The sequence below is a fragment of the Mesorhizobium opportunistum WSM2075 genome (genome assembly GCF_000176035.2).
In the GTDB taxonomy this organism is placed as follows: Bacteria; Pseudomonadota; Alphaproteobacteria; order Rhizobiales; family Rhizobiaceae; genus Mesorhizobium; species Mesorhizobium opportunistum.
The window spans coordinates 5,884,362-5,902,470 of sequence record NC_015675.1 but is presented as its reverse complement, the minus strand read 5'-3'; the positions used below and the strand labels follow the sequence as shown (position 1 = coordinate 5,902,470).

Genomic DNA, 18,109 nt, shown 5'->3' with positions numbered 1-18,109 from the left:
ATTGTGCTGGTCGCGTTACTTGCTCAAGAGGTTCTGCTTGACCCAGTCGAGCGAATAGCTGGGGCTGATGATCTGGCCGCCCGGCAGCTTGGCATACTCCTTGAGATTGCTGGCGTCGACCGTCGCCACCGGCATGATCATCATCTTGGGTGCCTTGGCGCCTTTGAGCAGCGACAGTCCGAGCCAGAACGCGGCGCCGCCAATGCCGGGCGTGGTGTTCATCGAGACCGTCTGGTAGCCGTTCTTGGCATTCTCGTCGGCCCACCATTTGACGAAATCGGTGCCGCCGCCGCCTTCGATGATCGGCATCGTGCCGGCATAGTCGCCACCATATTGGACGAAGGCCTGGGCGATGCCGACATCGTCGCTGCCGCCTTGGCCGAGCACTGCATCAACATGCGGCAGCGAGGGCAGCACATTGGCGATGGCCGCCTGCGCGACCGAGGCGGTTGCCTGACCATAGACAGTGGCGACGACCTTGATGTCGGGATATTTCGCCAGCACCGACTGCTGGGCGTTGAACATGTCGTTGTCGGGAGCCGAGCCCTTGACGCCGCGCACCTGGATGACGTTGCCCTTGCCGCCGAGCATCTTGAAGACGGCCTCGGCCTGGGTTGCCTTGTAGCCCTTGAAATCGAAGTTGAGCTGGTAGTTGCAGGGCGCCGAAGCGACGGAATCGAAGGACACGACGATGATGCCGGCCTTGCAGGCTTTCTCGATGATGCCGTTGACCGCGGTTTCCGAGGCGGCATCGACCGCAAGCACGTCGACCTTCTTCAGGATCAGTTCGGCGATCTGGCTGTTCTGCTGCGCCACTGAGCCGTCGCCATTCATGACGATGTAGTCGGAAATCTGTCCAGCGGCCTTTGCTTCCTTGGCCGAGGCCTCGAAAGCCTCCACCATCTGGTGCCGCCAGGTATTGCCGTAATAGGCGTTGGTCAGTGCGATCACCGGGGCGTCCGGAGACGCCATTGCCGGCAGTGCGAACACGCTCCCCAGCGCGGTGCTGGCAAGCGCCGCTACGATTGCAAACTTCATGATACTTCCTCCCAAAAACACCGGCCAGCATGGCCGGCTTGCATGCCATTCCGTAACGGCGTCCCACCCTCGGAGAGACACCATACCATCTACATGTTATACCAGCATACCAAATAGGCAAGCCGGTAGCGGGACTCATTTGATTGCGCTGACGAGAGCGAGAGCGGCCTGCCCGGTTCGTCTTTTTCTTGCCTTGGCCAATCAGGCCGGCTCGCTCCGGCAACTCTTTTGGCCGGTCGCTTGGCATATCGGCGCCGGTCAGGGTGGACGTTAGGTCATCATATATGTAATGTCAATCGATCGCTGGGCCTTGCCTCCCGGTGCGACTCGGGATCGATATGCCGGAGGAATGATCGCGGAGGGATGCATGGAACCGGTCCAGAAGAAGAAGTTGTATGTAGAGGTGCTTGACCGGCTGATGGCGGCGATCTCGACATCCGAATTTCCGCCAGGCTCTCAATTGCCGTCGGAAAAGGAATTGATGACGATGATCGGCGTCGGGCGCCCGTCGATCCGCGAAGCCATGCTGACGCTGCAGCAGATGGGCCTTATCAAGATTTCCCACGGCGAACGTGCCCGCGTCATCAATCCGACGCCCGAGGTGATCGTCGATCAGGTTTCCGCGGCGATGGTCATGATGCTGGCGACGAACTCTCGTGGTCTCGAAGAACTCAAGGAAGTCAGGCTCTTGTTGGAAACCGGCCTGGTGCGGATAGCCACGCGGCGCGCCACGGCCAAGAACCTGGAGCGACTTGCCGAGACCCTGCGCCACCTGCGCGATGCGAAGGGCGACCAGGCGCGATTTGTCGCCGCCGACATGGAATTCCACGCCGTGATTGCCGAGATGAGCGGCAATTCCATGATAGCCGCGGTGGCGAAGGGAATGCTCGAATGGCTGTCGCGGTTCAAGCGCGACCTGGTGGCGGTGAAAGGTGCCGAACGCCTGACGGTCGAGGAGCACGAACGCATCTACAAGGCGATCGCCAGCGGGGATCCGGAAGGCGCGAGCGTCGCCATGGCCGAGCATATCGGCCGCGCCAATGAGCTGTATTCGAAACTGACCGGCGGCGGGACTGGCTGAGTATCCGGATCGGTCAAAATTTTTTGAGCACCAAAGCTCATGTGATGACATGATATCTTTTTGGTGCTAACGCTCGCCTCCATGGATGTCCGTCCAGCGCGGACGCGGCATGGGCCGGTCGTATCTCCACAGCCTGCAAGATGGCTGCGGCAGGCGCCGCACATCCGGAGATCGAAGCTACGCAGGGTTCGGCTGAATCGGCGTGCTAGAGGCGCACAAGGCAATTGGGAGAGAAGCGAATGACGATATCCGTGGCGTTGCTTGGAGCGGGAGGCAAGATGGGCTTCCGTGTCGCGCGCAAGCTGATCGAAGCGGGCTACGATGTCCGTGCCGTGGAAGTCGGCGAGGCCGGCCGCAAGCGGCTATCGGAGGCCGGCATCAGCGCCGTCTCGATGGAAGAGGGCGTCCCCGGCGCCAAGGTCGTGGTCATGGCCCTGCCGGACAATATCATCGGCCAGGTCGCACGGCAGATATCGCCGATGCTCGCCAGCGGCGCGATGCTTCTCATTCTCGATGCCGCCGCGCCTTACGCCGGCGACCTGCCGAAGGACCGGCCCGATCTGACCTATTTTGTCGGCCATCCCTGTCATCCGCCCCTGTTCAACGAGGAGACGGAATGGGCTGCCCGCCGCGACTATCACGGCGGCATTGCCAGGCAGTCGATCGTCTGCGCCCTGATGCAGGGCCCCGAGGAGCACTATGCGCTTGGCGAAGAGGTGTGCAAGGCGATGTGGTCGCCGATCATCGACAGCCACCGCGTCACCGTCGAGCAACTGGCAATCCTCGAGCCAGGCCTTTCCGAAATGATCGCCATGCCCTTCGTGGACACCATGGTCGAGGCCGTCGAGGAATGCGAACGCAAATATGGCATTCCCAGAAAGGCCGCGCTCGACTTTCTGATTGGCCACCTGAATGTCGAGATCGCCATGTGGTTCGGCTTCTCTCCAAAGGTGCCGTCCGATGCGGCGCTGCGCCTGATGCGTTTCGCCAAGGGTGTCGTGGTCCGCGATGATTGGCGCGAGGCCTTGTCTCCGGCCAAGGTGAAGGAAGCCTCCGAGCTGATCGTCTACGGCAAGGGAGCCTGAGCGCTGCCTCCGACGCCACGGATCACCTCGGTATCGACCGCGCTCTTCGATGGCTATTCCATGGAATTGGCCATCGAAGAGATCGCGGCTGCTGGCGCCAGCCATATCGAACCGGCCTTCATTCGCGGCTATGTCGATTTCGATGAAGGCATGTTTACCGACACCAAGGGCTCGAAGCTTCGCCAGACAGCCGACAGTGCCAGGCTGGGCATCAATGCCGTCTCGGCTCATCTCGACCTATCGGGACCTGATGCGGTGGATGCGCTGTTGCGGCGCGTCGCCTTTGCCGCCGGTCTCGGCGCATCGTTCCTGATCACCAATGCCGGCCCGATGACGGGCCGGGCGAGTATCCGCCGGACGATCGATGCTGTTCTGCCGAGGCTCGAACAGGCCGGTATCGTCCTGGCGCTCGAGAACCCCGGGCACGGCAAGGACGATTTGCTTGGCAACGCCCGATCCGGGGCGAGCTTCGTCCGCGAAATCGGATCGCGGCATGTCCGCCTGAACCACGACGCCGGAAACGTCTTCACCTACAGCGATGAGGCCACGCAGCCGGCGGAAGATATCGCGACGGCTCTCGAAGCCGTTGGCCATGCCCATTTGAAGGACATCGTCGGCACCGGTGCGGGATGGGCATTCTGTGCCGTCGGGGACGGCTCGGTCGATTACGAGCCATACTGGGCGATGCTTCCCCCGACGCTGCCGGTCAGCATCGAACTGCCCTTGCGCCTGGAGCGCCCGAAGCGCCGCGATCCCCAGCGCCGAAACAGGCCGGTCGATATCGAAACCATTCGTCGCGCCCTGCAGCGCTCGCTGCATTTCGTGAAGGCGCTGGAGATCGCGGGGAACAGCGCTTCCTGAACCGGAAGGTTGGGTCCGCGCTTGCGCTATCGCCGTTCGGGGAACATCGCCTTCAGGCCGTCGCGCGATGCCTTGGCGACACCGCGTTCGGTGATCAGCCCGGTCACCAGTCGTGCCGGCGTCACGTCGAAGGCCGGGTTGGCCGCCGGCGTCGCCTCGGGCGAGATGCGCACCTGCGCGATCTCGCCGGCGGCGTTCTTGCCCCATACCAAGGAGACTTCGTCGGCCGAGCGCTGCTCGATCGGGATCTCGGCCAGCCCGTCATGCACCGTCCAGTCGATGGTCGGCGAGGGCAGGGCGACATAGAACGGCACGTCATTGTCGGCGGCGGCCAGCGCCTTGAGATATGTGCCGATCTTGTTGCAGACATCGCCGTCGGCGGTGGTGCGGTCTGTGCCGACGATGACCATGTCGATTGCGCCGCGCTGCATCAGATGGCCACCCGCATTGTCGACGATCAGCGTGTGCGGCACGCCATGGCCGGCCATCTCCCACGCGGTGAGCTGGGCGCCCTGGTTGCGCGGCCGCGTCTCGTCGACATAGACATGGACCGGAATGCCGGCCTCGACAGCCAGGTAGATCGGTGCGGTGGCGGTGCCGTAATCGACGGTGGCCAGCCAGCCGGCATTGCAGTGGGTGAGAATGTTGACCGGCTCGCCAGGCTGCTTGCGCGCGGCGATCGCCTTGATGATGGCAAGTCCGTTCTCGCCGATGGCGCGGTTCAGCCCGACATCCTCGTCGGCGATTTCACCGGCGCGCCGATAGGCGGCAGCGGCCCGCTGCTCCGGCGCAAGTGGCTTGAGGAAGCGCCGCATCTCGTCGAGCGCCCAGCGCAAATTGATCGCCGTCGGGCGCGTCTCGTGCAAGGTCTCCCATACCGCATCGAGCGCCTGGTCGGACGCATCGTCAGCCATCTGCATGGCGACGCCATAAGCAGCGGTGACACCGATCAGCGGCGCGCCGCGCACCCACATGTCGCGGATGGCGGTGGCGATGCCGGCGACGGTGTCGACTGTCTCGATGCGGAAATCATGCGGCAGCCAGCGCTGGTCGATGATTTCGACCGAACGCCCGTCGTCGCTCAGCCAGATAGTCCGATAGTGGCGACCGCCGACGTTCAAATTCCGTTCTCCTGTTCGATCAGCACGGCCAGCTTATTGACCTCGTCGATGCTGTGGATCTGCCGCCGGTTGACGGCGATGTGGCGGCCGAATTTCAGTGCCTTCGCCTCACAACTGGCGCGCAGATCTTCATCGGCAATGGTCTCGAAATCGGCATTGTGGGCGAGGCCGAGGATGCGCCGGTGCACCTCGATGCCGGCAAAGCCGAGCAGATCGGTCCAGATCTGGTGCAGCACATGGTCGAGCGCCTGCTCGGCGGCGAGTATGTCGCCCTGATCCTCGAACAGGCTCTTTTGATAAAGCATGCCGGTGCGCTCGGTGCGCCACAGATGCGAGAATTCGGCACGGAACACGGCCCAGGTCTCCGTAGTGACCTCGAGCAGATAGGCGCGCATGGCATCGCGCTTGCCCTTCTGCTCCTGTCCGCGCTGCGAGAAGAACGACATCCAGAAATTGGCGAGCAGCATGCCGACATCGAACGCCATCGGACCGTAGAAGGCGAACTCCGGATCGATCATCCGTGTTTCCTGGTCGGTGACCATGATCGAGCCGGAATGCAGGTCGCCATGCAGCAGCGTCTCGGCATTGGCGGCGAAAATGTGCTTCAGCCGTTGCGCCTCGACCTTGAGGTCGCGGTCGGCGCGCAGTTCGGCGACGAGGGCGTCGAGCTGCGGCGAGGTATGCCGGTTCATCTTGGCGTCGAAATAGGGGTCGGAGAACACCAGGTTCTCGGTGATGTCGCAAAGCTCGACATTGTCGGCGAACAGCGCCAGGTCGGCCTTGCGGTCCTTGGTCGCCATCGACAGGTCGGAGCCGCGAAACAAAGTGCGAGCCATGAACAGGCCGATGTCCCTGGCGATGTTCGGCAATTGCCGGCCGTCGATCAGGGCGCGGCGCAGGATGATGTGCGGCGGTGCCAGATACTCCATGATGATCAGCGCCTGGCCTTCATCGAAATAGTAGATCGCCGGCACAGAGCCAGGCGCGCGCGCCTCTTGTCTCGTCAGCGCGTGGTATTCGAAGAAGGAACGCTTCAAGGGCAGCGGCCAGCTGTCGCCGACCAGGCGGACATAGGGCAGGGCCTGCTTGACGACGGCAGCGCCCGAGGCACCCTCGACGATGAACACCAGGTTGAGATTGCCGTCGCCGACCTCGCGGACCTTCCAGGCGCTGGTGTCGTTGCCGATCCTCGCGCACAGCGCCTCGTTCGGGCCGAGGCGCGTTGCAAGCGTCTCCACCGACAGTGCTTCGAACGGCAATTTCCCGGTCATTCTTCTCCCTCCCGCTTATGTGCTCCGATCATAGGGGAGCCTTAGCGGCTGGGCCAAGCTAGGAAGCTGTCTGGCAATTGTCAATCGTGTTGACAATTGCCGACGTAAACCATAGCGTCACGGTCAGGGAGGAACGCATGGTCGGCAGTGCCGTGTTCCGCGTAGAGGGACTGAGGAAATCCTTTGGCCGCAACGAGGTGCTTGGTGGCGTCTCGCTGGACCTGCATGCCGGTGAAGTGACCGTGCTGATGGGCGCCAACGGCGCCGGTAAATCAACCCTCGTCAAGATCGTCAGCGGTGTCTATGAAAATGGCGGCGGCACCATGACGCTGGCCGGCCAGGATTTCGCGCCGAACACGCCGGCCGAAGCGATCCGCGCCGGCGTCGTCACCGTGCACCAGAACATCAACGATGGCGTCGTCGCCGACCTTGACGTCGCCACCAACCTGACACTCGACAGGCTGAGCGGCCGGGGCGTACCGACCCTGTTCAATCCGGTCCGCGTCCGCCGCGAGGCCAAGGCGGTTGCCGACCGCATGGGATTGGCCATCGATTTGAAGGCGCGGGTCAACGATCTTTCGCTGGCCGATCGCCAGATGGTGGCGATTGCGCGCGCCCTGGCGCACCAGCCGAAAGTGCTGATCCTCGACGAGCCAACCTCGTCGCTCTCCAGCGCCGAGGCCGACCGGCTGTTCGCGCTGGTCGACAGGCTGCGTGAGCAAGGCGTGGCGATCCTCTATATCTCGCACCGCATGTCGGACATCCGGCGGCTTGCCGACCGCATCGTCTCGATGCGCGATGGGGTCGTCTCGGGCGCCTTCGACATCAAGCCGCTCGACTATGAAGGCGCGGTCAACGCCATGCTCGGCCGCAAGATCCGCCTCGACCAGATCGTTGCCAGGAGTTCGGCTAAGCCGGTCCTGACCGTCGAAAACCTTCGCATCGCTCAGGGCGCCAGGCCGATCTCGCTGACGCTTGGCGATGGCGAGGTCGTCGCCATCACCGGTCTCGTCGGTGTCGGCAAGACGGCACTTGCCGAAACGCTGTTCGGTGTGCGCAAGCCGCTCGCCGGCACCATGACGATGAACGGCAAGCCCTATAGGCCGCGCTCGGCCGGCGACGCGATTGCCGCCGGCGTGTTCCTCGTCGCCAAGGACCGCGCCACCAGCGGCATCGTCGGCGACTTCAACATCGAGCGCAATGTCAGCCTCCCGTTCCTGAAGCGAATGTCGAACTTCAGCGTGCTCAAGCGCCGCCGCGAACGCGCCACCGCGCGCCGGCAGATCGAGGAGCTGGGCATCGTCTGCCGCTCCGAGAAGGACGAGATGTCGGCACTGTCCGGCGGCAACCAGCAGAAGGTGATGGTTGCCCGCTGGATGGCGCAGGATGCGAAGCTGTTTATCCTCGACGAGCCGTTCCAAGGGGTCGACATTTCGGCCAGGCGCGATATCGCCGCCAAGCTGAGAGCCAGCGCCAATGGCCGCGCGACGCTTTTGTTCGTCACCGAACTCGACGAGGCGCTGGAGACGGCCGATCGCATCCTGGTGATGTCGGAGCACGCAATCGTCGGCGAACACCGCAACGCCGATGTCGACCTCGATCGCCTGCTGGCCGAGGTCGCCGGCGGACCGCTGCACAGCGCGGCCTGAATGTGGCGGCGAATGGGAATTGGAATGGAGAGACCATGAGTTCGAGTTGGGTGAAGATGGCAACCGCGCGGGGAAGCGCTGAATGACGCTTCGCGACTCCGCCATCCGTTACGGATTCATCGTCCTCCTGTTCGGGCTGGTCGCCTATTTCGCGATCGCGGCCGACGGGTTCGTCTCGCCGCAAAGTGCCGTCTTCATCTTCCAGTCGGTCGCCATCACCGGCGTGCTGGCGCTCGGCGTCACCGCCACGCTGGTCGTTGGCGGCTTTGATCTCTCGATCGGTTCGGTCGCCACGTCGGCCATGATGGCTGCCGCCTATGTCATGGTGGTGCTGGAGCAGAACGTGGTCGTCGCGGTCGTCGTCTGCCTGCTCATCGGCGCCATTGTCGGCCTGATCAATGGCTGGCTGATCGTCTATATGCGCGTGCCCGATCTGTTGGCGACGCTCGGCATGATGTTCCTGCTCGTCGGCCTGCAGCGCATCCCGACGGAGGGCCGCTCGATCGCCACCGGCATGACCATGCCCGATGGCTCGGTCGCCAACGGCAAATTCTCCGACGCTTTCCTGGCGCTCGGCCGCCACCGCTTCGATTTCTTCATCCCGAACCTCATTCCCGTGTCGGTCGTCGTGCTGCTGGTGCTCGCTGTGCTGATCTGGTTCTTCCTCGAATACACCCGTTTCGGCCGCATGATGTATGCGGTCGGCTCCAACGAGCGCGCCGCCGAACTCGCCGGCGCGCCTGTCAAGGCATACAAGATCTGGGCCTACGTTATTTCAGGAGTTTTTGCCTCGATCGGCGGCATTTTGCTCGCCGCCCGGCTTGGACGCGGCGACATCGCCTCGGGTAATAATCTGCTGCTCGATGCGGTTGCCGCGGCGCTGATCGGCTATGCGGTGCTCGGCGCCGCCAAGCCGAACGCCTTCGGCACTGCCGTGGGCGCGCTGTTCGTCGGCATCTTGCTGCAGGGCCTGACGATGATGAACGCGCCTTACTACACGCAGGATTTCGTCAAGGGCGTGGTTCTGGTCGTCGCCCTTGTCTTTACCTTTGCCCTGTCGGGCAGGGGCAGGGGGTAATTTTCGACCGGACAGGATTTTGGGTTCAACAAGAGTGGAGGAAAACAAGGTGAACATCACAAGAAGACTTCTGGGGAAGGTGGCGCTCGGGCTCGCCGGCGCAACCATGCTGATGCAGGTCCCGGCGCTGGCCGCGGACAAGCCGGCGCCGTTCGACAAGCCCGGCGTCAAGATCGCACTGGTGCGCTACCTCTCGACCGGCGACTTCTTCCAGGCCTATCTTTCGGGCGTCGAGGCACAGTCGAAGGCGCTCGGCATCGACCTGCGCGTCCTCGACAGCCGCCAGGATGCAGCGCTTCAATCGGATATGGTCGACCAGGCCATCGCGCTTGGCGTTCAGGGCATCATCATCCAGCACGGCCTGACGGAATCGATGAAGGACGCCGCGCAGCGTGCGGTTGACGCCGGCATCAAGGTGGTGGCCTTCGACGTCAATGTCGAAAACCCCAAGATCCCGCAGATCGAGCAGTCCGACAAGGATCTGGCGCGCCTGGCACTTGAACAGGCGGTCAAGGACAATGGCGAGAGCTGGAATGCCGGTTACGTCTATGTCGCCGGCATCGCGCCGCTCGACCGCCGCAACGAGACCTGGGTCGACGTCAAGAAGAAATATGCCGGCATCAAGGAAGTCGCGATGTTCGGCACGCTCGACAACCCGATCGCCAACTCCGTCGCCAACCAGGCGCGCTCGGTGCTGTCGGCTCACCCCGACATCAAGGTGATGTTCGCCCCCTATGACGAATTCGCCAAGGGCGTGAAAATCGCCGTCGACGAAGCCGGCCTGAACAAGGGCATCAAGATCTATTCGGCCGACATCTCGACCTCCGACATCGCAGCGATGCGCGAGCCCGACAGCGCCTGGGCGGCGACCGCCGCCACCAACCCGGCCGTCGTCGGCCAGGTCTCGGTGCGCGCCCTGGCGCAGCTGCTCGCCGGTGAGGATCCCGGCCACAACGTCATCGTGCCGCCGACGCTGATCACACAGAAGGAGCTGGTCGACAAGGACATCAAGAATATGGAAGACCTGTCGGCCAAGCTGCCGCAGTTCGCCCATGCCGATGTCGCGATGCCCGCCTGGATGCCGAACCCCAACACGAAGTAAGGTTCGTCACTTTACGGCTTGTAGGATGGTACGAGAGTCGCCCGCAGCAGATCGCTGTGGGCGGCATCCCGCAGAATTCACTCGTTGAATAGGTCGGAGTGCGAGCCGGTACGGGCAAGCTGCAATTCGTCGCCGACAACGCGGTAGATCAGGAGCCAGTCCGGTTCGATATGCCCCTCTCGAAAGCCTTTCCAGTCGCCTTTCAGAGGATCCTTATACGTCGCCGGCAGTTCATGCCCGGCGATCAGCAAGCCTAGCAGATCGCGCAATTTCCCAAGGTTCTTGCCACGCTTTTCCATACGCTTCACATCCCGGCGAAATTGCCCGGAGTGAATGGCCGCTGGCATGGTTAGATCCCCAGATCCTTGAACAATTCATCAGCCGAGGCGAAGCGCTTGTCTTTGCCTTTTTCCAACTCAGCCATAGCCTTTCGCGTGGTTGCGTTGGGCACTTTCACCGGGAAGGGAAATTCCTTGTCTGCGGCCACGCGGACCAGCAGCAGGCGGATAGCGTCGGAAACCGACAGGCCCATGGCCGCCAAGGCTTCCGTCGCCTGATCCTTGGTCGCGGCGTCGATCCGAGCGCGGACCACTGCATCTGTAGCCATATCGTGTCTCCGTTACCTTGAGCCACAATGTAGCTACAATATGCAGTTGTTACAAGCCTACCGCAGCGCCGCTGCAATATTGCCGCCATCGACGGTCGTCACGTCGGCGGTGGTGCGTTCGGCCAGCGCGTGGTGCAGGAAGGCTTGCGCCACGTCCTGCGCCGTCACTTCCTGGCCGAGCAAATTGCCGGACATGTATTCCTTCTCCGACACGCCGCGCGCGCCCGAGCGGCTGGCGATCATGGCATCGGTCAAAAGCCCCGAGCGGATGCGGTCGGCGTTGACGGCGTTGGAGCGGATGCCGTGGGCGCCATAGTCGAGCGCGTACTGCCTGGACAGGAACAACGTCGCTGCCTTCGGCACACCATAGGCGCCGAACTTCGGACCTGGATTGACCGCCTGCTTGGAGGTGTTGAACAGAAGCACACCGCCAGTGCCCTGTTCGAGCATGATGCGCACGGCGTTCTGCGCCACCGACTGGTGGGCGAAGAAATTGAGCTCGAAGCTTTTGCGCAACAGCGCGTCGTCAAGCTCGCCGATGCGGCCTTCCCAGGCGGCGCCTGCATTGGAGACCAGGATGTCGACGCCGCCGAATACGGCAACCGCTTTGTCGAAGGCGGCACGAACCTGGGCCGAATCGGTGATATCTGCTGCGACACCGATCGAATTGTTACCGGCCTTCTTCGCCGCGTCGGCGGCCTTGTCGCCATCGAGATCGACGACGACGGCATGGGCGCCATTGTCGGCGAACAGTTTTGCCGTCGCCGCGCCGATCGCGCCGGCGCCGCCGGTGATCAGCACCACCTGGCCGGTCAGCGGCTTCGGCTTGTTGGAGGCAAGCTTGGCCTGTTCGAGCGACCAGTATTCGAGCGGGAACAGGTCGGCCTTGGACAGCGGATGGAAACGGCCGACAGCTTCGGCGCCACGCACCGCCTCGATCCACATCTCGCCGACATCGGAGGCGATCCTGGCATCCTTCAGCGTGCGGCCATGGCCGAACATGCCGAGCCCCGGCACCAGCGTCAGCCGCGGCATCGGGTCGAGCATGGTGCGCTTGACGTCGTCGAGCGCGTCATTGGTCTCGAAATAGGCGCGATAATCCTTGGCGAAGGCGTCGACATGGCTCTTGATGACGGCCTTGTAGTCGTCGGCCTTGTCGGCATCGGGCGCCGGCACCGCCATCGGCCCGGTCTTGATGCGGATCGACAGATCGGGCGTCGACACGCCGCGTCCCGCATAGTCGGCGATCTCGGCCGAATTGATGAAATCGACGATCGCGTCCGATGTGCGGAAGTCGGAGATCATGCGGTCGAAGCGGCCTTCGCCGCGCGCAAACGCAACAGCGCCGCGCAGCATCGGCGCGATGGAAGCCGGCGTCGCGAGCCTTGCCGGCAGTGCGGCCTTTGCCGCCGTCGGCTTGGCGTGCTTGGCCACATAATCCTCGGCGACGTTCACATAGTGGATCATTCGATCATAGGCCTGCTTGGCATCGTCGCCGAAGGTGAAGATGCCATGCTTGTCGAGGATCAGCCCCTCGACCGCCGGGTCGGCGTCGAAAACGTCGGCTGCCGCCTTGGCGAGATCGAAGCCGGGCATGATGTAGGGCACGTAGCCCATCTTGCTCCCGAACACCGTCTTCACCAGCGGCTTCGAGTCTTCCTGGTCGACGATGGCCAGGATGGCGGTCGAATGGGTGTGGTCGACGAATTTGTGCGGCAGGAAGGCATGCAGCAGCGTCTCGACCGATGGGTTGGGCGAGGCGGGGTCGATCAGGTTCGCCCGCTGCAGCGCGACCATGTCCTCGTCGGAGAGCTTTTCCAGTGCGCGGGCCTTGAGCAGGGCGCCCATCTTGACCGCCGGCAGGCCCTGCGGCTCGATGACCGCCATGTCCCAGCCGCTGCCCTTGACGCACAGCACGTCCCATTCATCGCCGACGAGGTCCGTAGCCGTGGTCTTGCAGGAGGTGTTGCCGCCGCCATGCAGGACCAACTGCGGCACACCGCCCAAAAGCCGCGTCGTGTAGACGCGCAGTGCGAGGTCGCGGCCGACGCCCTTCTTGGCATAGTCGGCAACGAGTTTTTCGGCCGTGTCGTCGTTCCACAAATTCTTCATGTTCGGTTCGTCCAGTTGCTGTCTTTGGATGGTGAAACAGGAATGCCGCGACGCCCTGATGACAATGCGCCGGCGAAGGGTTGCTTTCTCAGGATGCTTTTTGTAGCGCCGCTCCGGCATGATCGAGAAGCCGCTGCGCCATATGAGCGCCGACCACCAGATGCGTGCAAAGCCCCCCGGTGATCGCCGCGAGCAGCGGTTCGAACTTGCTGTCCTCCTGCACCACCATCAGCCGCCTGGCGATGGCGCGCAGCGAGGCAAGTTCGGCCGAGATCACCCGGCGGTTATAGCTGCAATCGAGCACCTTGCCTCCGGCGTCGATGATCTGTCCGGCAATGACCCCGGCTGCACCTTGGCCGCGCAGCTCCGCCATCTCGCCCGATGTCAGCGCGCCGCATTTGACCAGATGGCTGTCGGCATCGACCGCGCCGACCGAGTAGAGCGCCAGGTCGCAATCCCTGATTCCCGACAGTTGCTCACGGATCACCGGTTCGGCCCGCAGCGCGCGCGCCAGCTCTTCCGTCGACAGCACCAGCGGCGCGTAGAAATTGAGGCCCTTGGCGTTGAGCCGCCGCGCGATTTCCATCGTGCACTGGTCGGGCCGGTAGGAATAGGGGGCGCCGAGATTGCCGCAGAGCTGCACCACGGTGACGTCCTGCAGGTCGGCATAGGACATGATGTCGGCGATCGTGTAGACGGTGCGGCCCCAGGCGACACCGATGCGGTCGCCCTTCTTGACCAGTTCGAGAAAGACGCTCGCCGCCAGCACGGCGATGTCGGTCGAGGGGTCCGGGATATGGCCGTTCTCCGGCGCGATCCAGACCGCGTCGAGCCCCAGCGCATCCTCGAGCTTGCGCGCCATCACGTCGTCGGTGAACAACTGCGTCGAGGTCGAGATGTTGACGATGCCGGTCTCGCGCGCCTTGCGCAGGTACATGGCCACCGAGGCACGGGAAATGTTAAGCTGGCTCGCAACCTGGTCCTGTCGCAGGCCATGCGCATAGTAGAGCCAGGCGGCCTTGTGAATGAGCTGTTCTGCCGGTCGGATTGCCATGCCGTCTCCTCGGCTGACATTATTCACGGCTCTCGACAAAAGTCAAACCAGAGCGAAGGTACAGGATACCTGCTCGGCCCCTGAATCTGGATGATCATTGTGCCAAATGGGCTCTAACGTGGCATCCTTGGTGGTGACGCGGGCCTAGCCTGTGGTTAGAAGTCTTCGATAAAAGGGGAGAACGGGATGGGCAATCCTTACGAACAGGATCTCGACAAGAACGCGGCCAACCATCAGCCGCTGACGCCGCTCACCTATCTGGAGCGCGCGGCCAAGACCTACCCCGACCATGTCGCCATCATCCATGGCCGCCAGCGCATCAGCTATCGCGATTTCTGGCGCCGCTCGCTGAAGCTCGCCTCGGCGCTGCAAAAGCGCGGCATCGGCAAGGGCGATACCGTCACCGTCATGCTGTCGAACACGCCGCCGATGCTGGAGGCGCATTTCGGCGTGCCGATGACCAAGGCGGTGCTGCATTCGCTGAACACGCGCCTCGACGCCGCTGTGATCGCCTTCCAGCTAGACCATGCCGAGACGAAGGTGCTCATCGTCGACCGCGAATTCTCCGGTGTCGTCGGGCAGGCCCTGGAACTGGCCAACGTCAAGCCGCTGGTCATCGACTACGACGATCCCGATTACGCCGCCGACGCGCCTTATCCGAAGGGCGAACGCATCGGCGCGCTCGACTACGAGGATCTTGTCGCTGGCGGTGATGCGGATTTCGCCTGGTCGATGCCCGATGATGAATGGGATGCCATCTCACTCAACTACACCTCGGGCACGACGGGCAATCCCAAGGGTGTCGTCTATCATCATCGCGGTGCCGCCCTGATGGCCTACACCAACACCATCCATGCCGGCATGGCCAAGCACGCCGTCTATCTCTGGACGCTGCCGATGTTCCACTGCAATGGCTGGTGCTTCCCCTGGACGATGGCCGTGCAGGCCGGCACCCATGTCTGCCTGCGCTGGGTGCGGCCGAAGCCGATCTACGACGCCATCGCCGATCACGGCGTCACGCATCTCTGCGGCGCGCCGGTGGTGATGTCGGTACTGATCAATGCCCGCGACGAGGACAAGCGCACCTTCGCGCAGACCGTCACCTTCAACACCGCGGCCGCGCCGCCACCCGAAGCCGTGCTGTCGGGCATGGCCGATGCCGGCTTTGCCGTCACCCATCTCTACGGCCTGACCGAGACCTACGGCCCGGCGGTCGTCAATGAATGGCATGGCGAATGGGACGGTCTGGCAAAGGGCGAGCGCAGCGCCAAGAAGGCACGGCAGGGCGTGCGCTATGCAGCACTTGAGGGCCTGACCGTCATGGATCCCGAGACGATGCGGATGACGCCGGCCGACGGCGAAACCATCGGCGAGGTCATGTTCCGCGGCAACATCGTCATGAAGGGCTATTTGAAGAACCGCAAGGCGAGCGACGAAGCCTTCGCCGGCGGCTGGTTCCACTCCGGCGATCTCGGCGTCATGCATCCCGACGGCTATATCCAGCTCAAGGATCGCTCCAAGGACATCATCATCTCGGGCGGCGAGAACATTTCCTCGATCGAGGTCGAGGATGCGCTCTACAAGCATTCATCCGTTGCCTCGTGCGGCGTGGTGGCCAGGGCAGACGACAAATGGGGCGAGGTGCCCATCGCCTATGTCGAACTGAAACCGGGCAAGTCGGCGACAGAGGCCGAGATCATCGAGCATTGCCGAGGGCTGCTTGCCCGCTTCAAGGTGCCGAAGGCGGTGATCTTCGCGGAAATCCCCAAGACCTCGACCGGCAAGATCCAGAAATTCCGACTGCGGGAAATGGCTAAGATCGCCTGACGTCCAGAAGGACCTCCCCCAAAAATTATTTCGGGTGCCCGCATCCTTTGGCCGCCTCGTCGCGTCTGTTGGATGTCACCATCTGTCACTATTTTGTACGTGTACGTCGATTTCGTGTTGACACCTCCTTCTTTTCAATTTACGAGTGACGAAAATTGAAATTCATCACTCGTAAATCGACAGAGAGCCATGTCCGAAGCTGCCAACATCACGGCCGATGCCGCCAGACAGGAGAATGTGACGCGCATTCTCGACTGCGCCGAACGCCTGTTCCGGCACTATGGCTATGGCAAGACCAACGTCGCCGACATTGCTCGCGAACTCGGTATGTCGCCGGCCAACATCTATCGTTTCTTCGCCTCCAAGGTCGAAATCCACCAGGCCGTCTGCGGCCGCATGCTCGGCGCCAGCTACAAGATGGCTTACGAGATATGCCACCTGCCGATCGGCGCCGAGGAACGGCTGCGGCGTTATGTGCACGCACAGTACAAGATGACGATGGAAGTCATGCTCGACGACCAGAAGGTGCACGAGATGGTCATCGTCGCCCTCGAGCGCGACTGGGGTGTCATCGACAAGCACATCGACAGCATCCACGACTTGTTCGCGGAGGTGATCCGCGAGGGCATCGAAGCCGGCGAGTTCGCTAAGCAGGATCCGGTGATCGCGTCGCGCTGCTTCGGCGCCGCCACGGTCATCCTGTGCCATCCGCAGATGGTGGCGCAGTGCCTTGCCAAGACCAACCGGGCGATGCCCGACGACCTTATCGATTACGCGATCAAAGCCTTGAAAAAATAGCCGCCGCCCGCCGGGCGCCGGTGTCGACCAATCATCTCCAGTCGGAGTTCCAAGATGTCGTTGTCCAGTTCCATCCTTCGCAAGCTGCCAGTTGCCGGCCTGGTCGCCGCCACTCTCGGGCTCGCCGGCTGTTCGCAGGAGAAAGCCGAAGTCAAGGATATCATCCGCCCGGTCAAGGTCGTCGAGATCGCCCAGGCGCATGACACCCGCATGCTCTCCTATTCCGGTTCGGTGCGGGCCCGTACCGAGAGCGCCCTGGCTTTCCGGATCAACGGCAAGATCACCGAGCGTCTCGTCGACATCGGCCAGCATGTGGCGCCGGGCGATGTGCTCGCCCGCATCGATCCTTCCGACTACGACCTTTCGGTCAAGAGCGCGCAGGCCGCGCTCGATGCCGCCGAGCGGCAGGTCGAGACCGTCGACCTCGCCCGCAAGCGTGCCCAACAGCTTTTTACCAAGAACTTCGCGCCGAAGTCGCAGCTCGAACAGGCGACACTGACCTATGACCAGGCGGTCGCCACGCGTGACTCCGCCCGCTCGACACTTGACCAGGCCAAGAACCAGGTCGGCTATACCGATCTCAAGGCCGACAGGGAGGGCATCGTCACATCGGTCAACGCCGATGTCGGCCAGGTGGTTGGTTCCGGCACGCCTGTCGTTACCGTCGCCGTCGACGGCGAGAAGGAAGTGCTGATTGCGGTGCCGGAAATGGAAATCGCCGAATTCAAGCCGGGCAAACCAGTCAAGGCCGGTTTCTGGTCCGACAATACGCTGGCGCTCGAGGGCAAGGTCCGCGAGGTCGCCGGCAGCGCCGATCCGCAGTCGCGTACCTTTGCCGTCCGCGTCAGCCTGCCCAACGACCCGCGCGTGCTTCTCGGCATGACCGCCAACATCGAGGCGTCGGCGGCCAACGAAAAGCAGCTCGTCTCGATCCCGTTGAGCGCGCTGGCGCAGAAGGACAGCCAGTCGATCGTCTGGACCGTCGATCGTGGCGCCGACACCGTGCATGCCCGCTCGATCAAGGTTGCGGAGTTCGCCGCCGATGGCGTGCGTGTGGCGGAGGGACTGAAGCCCGGCGACGTCGTCGTTGCCGCCGGCACGCAGTTCATGACCGAGAACCTGAAGGTGAAACTTGCCGGCGGGGTGGCGCAGCAGTCCGCCTCCGCCGACGGTGATGACGCCAGCCGGCTGCGCTGACGACAGACAGATTGGCCGCGCGTTCCGCGGCCACGGGTTTCCGGGCGGCGTGCGCCCGAAGGTCGAGACGTCTAGGCCGATGTACCCCCGCATCGACCTTCGCGTCCCACCGCGATGAGTGTCTCTCCGCTCGGAAAGCCTCGCCGCCCGGAAGCCATTATCGAACGCAGATGATTTCGTTCCGTGTGCCGCGCTTTCGCGGCACCAGGCGCCAACCAAGCAAAGTGG

At 63.1% G+C, this 18,109-nt stretch carries 16 protein-coding genes; 9 read left to right on the top strand and 7 right to left on the bottom strand.

What is annotated here, in order from left to right; genetic code table 11:
- Positions 1-15 precede the first annotated feature (15 nt).
- Entirely contained in the window at positions 16-1,038 is a 1,023-nt protein-coding gene (locus MESOP_RS28470) for an ABC transporter substrate-binding protein (protein ID WP_013896808.1), read from the bottom strand.
- A 367-nt stretch (positions 1,039-1,405) separates the two neighbouring features.
- Here MESOP_RS28470 and nanR point away from each other — a divergent pair, with 367 nt between their 5' ends.
- The 3 genes from nanR (at position 1,406) to MESOP_RS28455 (ending at position 4,065) form a co-directional block, all read left to right on the top strand.
- Positions 1,406-2,119, top strand: coding sequence for a transcriptional regulator NanR (gene nanR / locus MESOP_RS28465; RefSeq protein ID WP_013896807.1), 714 nt, complete (start codon positions 1,406-1,408; stop codon positions 2,117-2,119).
- A 239-nt stretch (positions 2,120-2,358) separates the two neighbouring features.
- The gene (locus MESOP_RS28460) at positions 2,359-3,204 is read left to right on the top strand and encodes a phosphogluconate dehydrogenase C-terminal domain-containing protein (protein ID WP_013896806.1); all 846 of its coding nucleotides are present in this window, start codon (positions 2,359-2,361) and stop codon (positions 3,202-3,204) included.
- Between the two features lie 60 nt (positions 3,205-3,264).
- A complete protein-coding gene (locus MESOP_RS28455; RefSeq protein WP_013896805.1) occupies positions 3,265-4,065 on the top strand; it encodes a sugar phosphate isomerase/epimerase family protein in 801 nt (266 codons plus the stop codon).
- 26 nt (positions 4,066-4,091) lie between these two features.
- Here the strand turns inward: MESOP_RS28455 and mtnA are convergent, their stop codons facing one another.
- Entirely contained in the window at positions 4,092-5,186 is a 1,095-nt protein-coding gene (mtnA, locus tag MESOP_RS28450) for an S-methyl-5-thioribose-1-phosphate isomerase (protein ID WP_013896804.1), read from the bottom strand.
- A complete protein-coding gene (gene mtnK, locus MESOP_RS28445; RefSeq protein ID WP_013896803.1) occupies positions 5,183-6,457 on the bottom strand; it encodes an S-methyl-5-thioribose kinase in 1,275 nt (424 codons plus the stop codon). The genes mtnA and mtnK overlap by 4 nt, the downstream gene beginning before the upstream one ends.
- Before the next feature lie 137 nt (positions 6,458-6,594).
- On the opposite strand from mtnK, the gene MESOP_RS28440 reads away from it, so the two are divergent.
- The 3 genes from MESOP_RS28440 to MESOP_RS28430 all read left to right on the top strand — a co-directional run bounded on the left by MESOP_RS28440 (position 6,595) and on the right by MESOP_RS28430 (position 10,286).
- Complete coding sequence (locus MESOP_RS28440) at positions 6,595-8,106, top strand: sugar ABC transporter ATP-binding protein (protein WP_013896802.1); 1,512 nt, start codon at positions 6,595-6,597, stop codon at positions 8,104-8,106.
- A gap of 82 nt (positions 8,107-8,188) precedes the next feature.
- Positions 8,189-9,184: an ABC transporter permease gene (locus MESOP_RS28435; protein WP_013896801.1), complete on the top strand. Its 996-nt coding sequence runs from the start codon at positions 8,189-8,191 to the stop codon at positions 9,182-9,184.
- A gap of 49 nt (positions 9,185-9,233) precedes the next feature.
- A complete protein-coding gene (locus MESOP_RS28430) occupies positions 9,234-10,286 on the top strand; it encodes a substrate-binding domain-containing protein (protein ID WP_013896800.1) in 1,053 nt (350 codons plus the stop codon).
- A 77-nt stretch (positions 10,287-10,363) separates the two neighbouring features.
- Here MESOP_RS28430 and MESOP_RS28425 read toward each other — a convergent pair whose 3' ends face one another.
- From MESOP_RS28425 to MESOP_RS28410, 4 genes are all read right to left on the bottom strand, one after another.
- Positions 10,364-10,633 carry a type II toxin-antitoxin system YafQ family toxin gene (locus MESOP_RS28425; protein WP_013896799.1) on the bottom strand — a complete coding sequence of 90 codons (270 nt, stop codon included), beginning with the start codon at positions 10,631-10,633 and terminating at the stop codon, positions 10,364-10,366.
- A 2-nt stretch (positions 10,634-10,635) separates the two neighbouring features.
- Positions 10,636-10,893, bottom strand: a complete 258-nt coding sequence (locus MESOP_RS28420; protein WP_013896798.1) for a type II toxin-antitoxin system RelB/DinJ family antitoxin — start codon at positions 10,891-10,893, stop codon at positions 10,636-10,638.
- 57 nt (positions 10,894-10,950) lie between these two features.
- The gene (locus MESOP_RS28415) at positions 10,951-13,005 is read right to left on the bottom strand and encodes a bifunctional aldolase/short-chain dehydrogenase (RefSeq protein WP_013896797.1); all 2,055 of its coding nucleotides are present in this window, start codon (positions 13,003-13,005) and stop codon (positions 10,951-10,953) included.
- Positions 13,006-13,093: 88 nt separating this feature from the next.
- Positions 13,094-14,059, bottom strand: coding sequence for a sugar-binding transcriptional regulator (locus MESOP_RS28410; protein ID WP_013896796.1), 966 nt, complete (start codon positions 14,057-14,059; stop codon positions 13,094-13,096).
- A gap of 186 nt (positions 14,060-14,245) precedes the next feature.
- On the opposite strand from MESOP_RS28410, the gene MESOP_RS28405 reads away from it, so the two are divergent.
- The 3 genes from MESOP_RS28405 to MESOP_RS28395 all read left to right on the top strand — a co-directional run bounded on the left by MESOP_RS28405 (position 14,246) and on the right by MESOP_RS28395 (position 17,881).
- Positions 14,246-15,886 carry an acyl-CoA synthetase gene (locus MESOP_RS28405; protein ID WP_013896795.1) on the top strand — a complete coding sequence of 547 codons (1,641 nt, stop codon included), beginning with the start codon at positions 14,246-14,248 and terminating at the stop codon, positions 15,884-15,886.
- A 189-nt stretch (positions 15,887-16,075) separates the two neighbouring features.
- Positions 16,076-16,684 (top strand): TetR/AcrR family transcriptional regulator, encoded by a 609-nt coding sequence (locus MESOP_RS28400; protein ID WP_013896794.1) that lies wholly within the window; start codon positions 16,076-16,078, stop codon positions 16,682-16,684.
- A gap of 54 nt (positions 16,685-16,738) precedes the next feature.
- Positions 16,739-17,881 carry an efflux RND transporter periplasmic adaptor subunit gene (locus MESOP_RS28395; RefSeq protein WP_013896793.1) on the top strand — a complete coding sequence of 381 codons (1,143 nt, stop codon included), beginning with the start codon at positions 16,739-16,741 and terminating at the stop codon, positions 17,879-17,881.
- Positions 17,882-18,109: the final 228 nt, after the last annotated feature.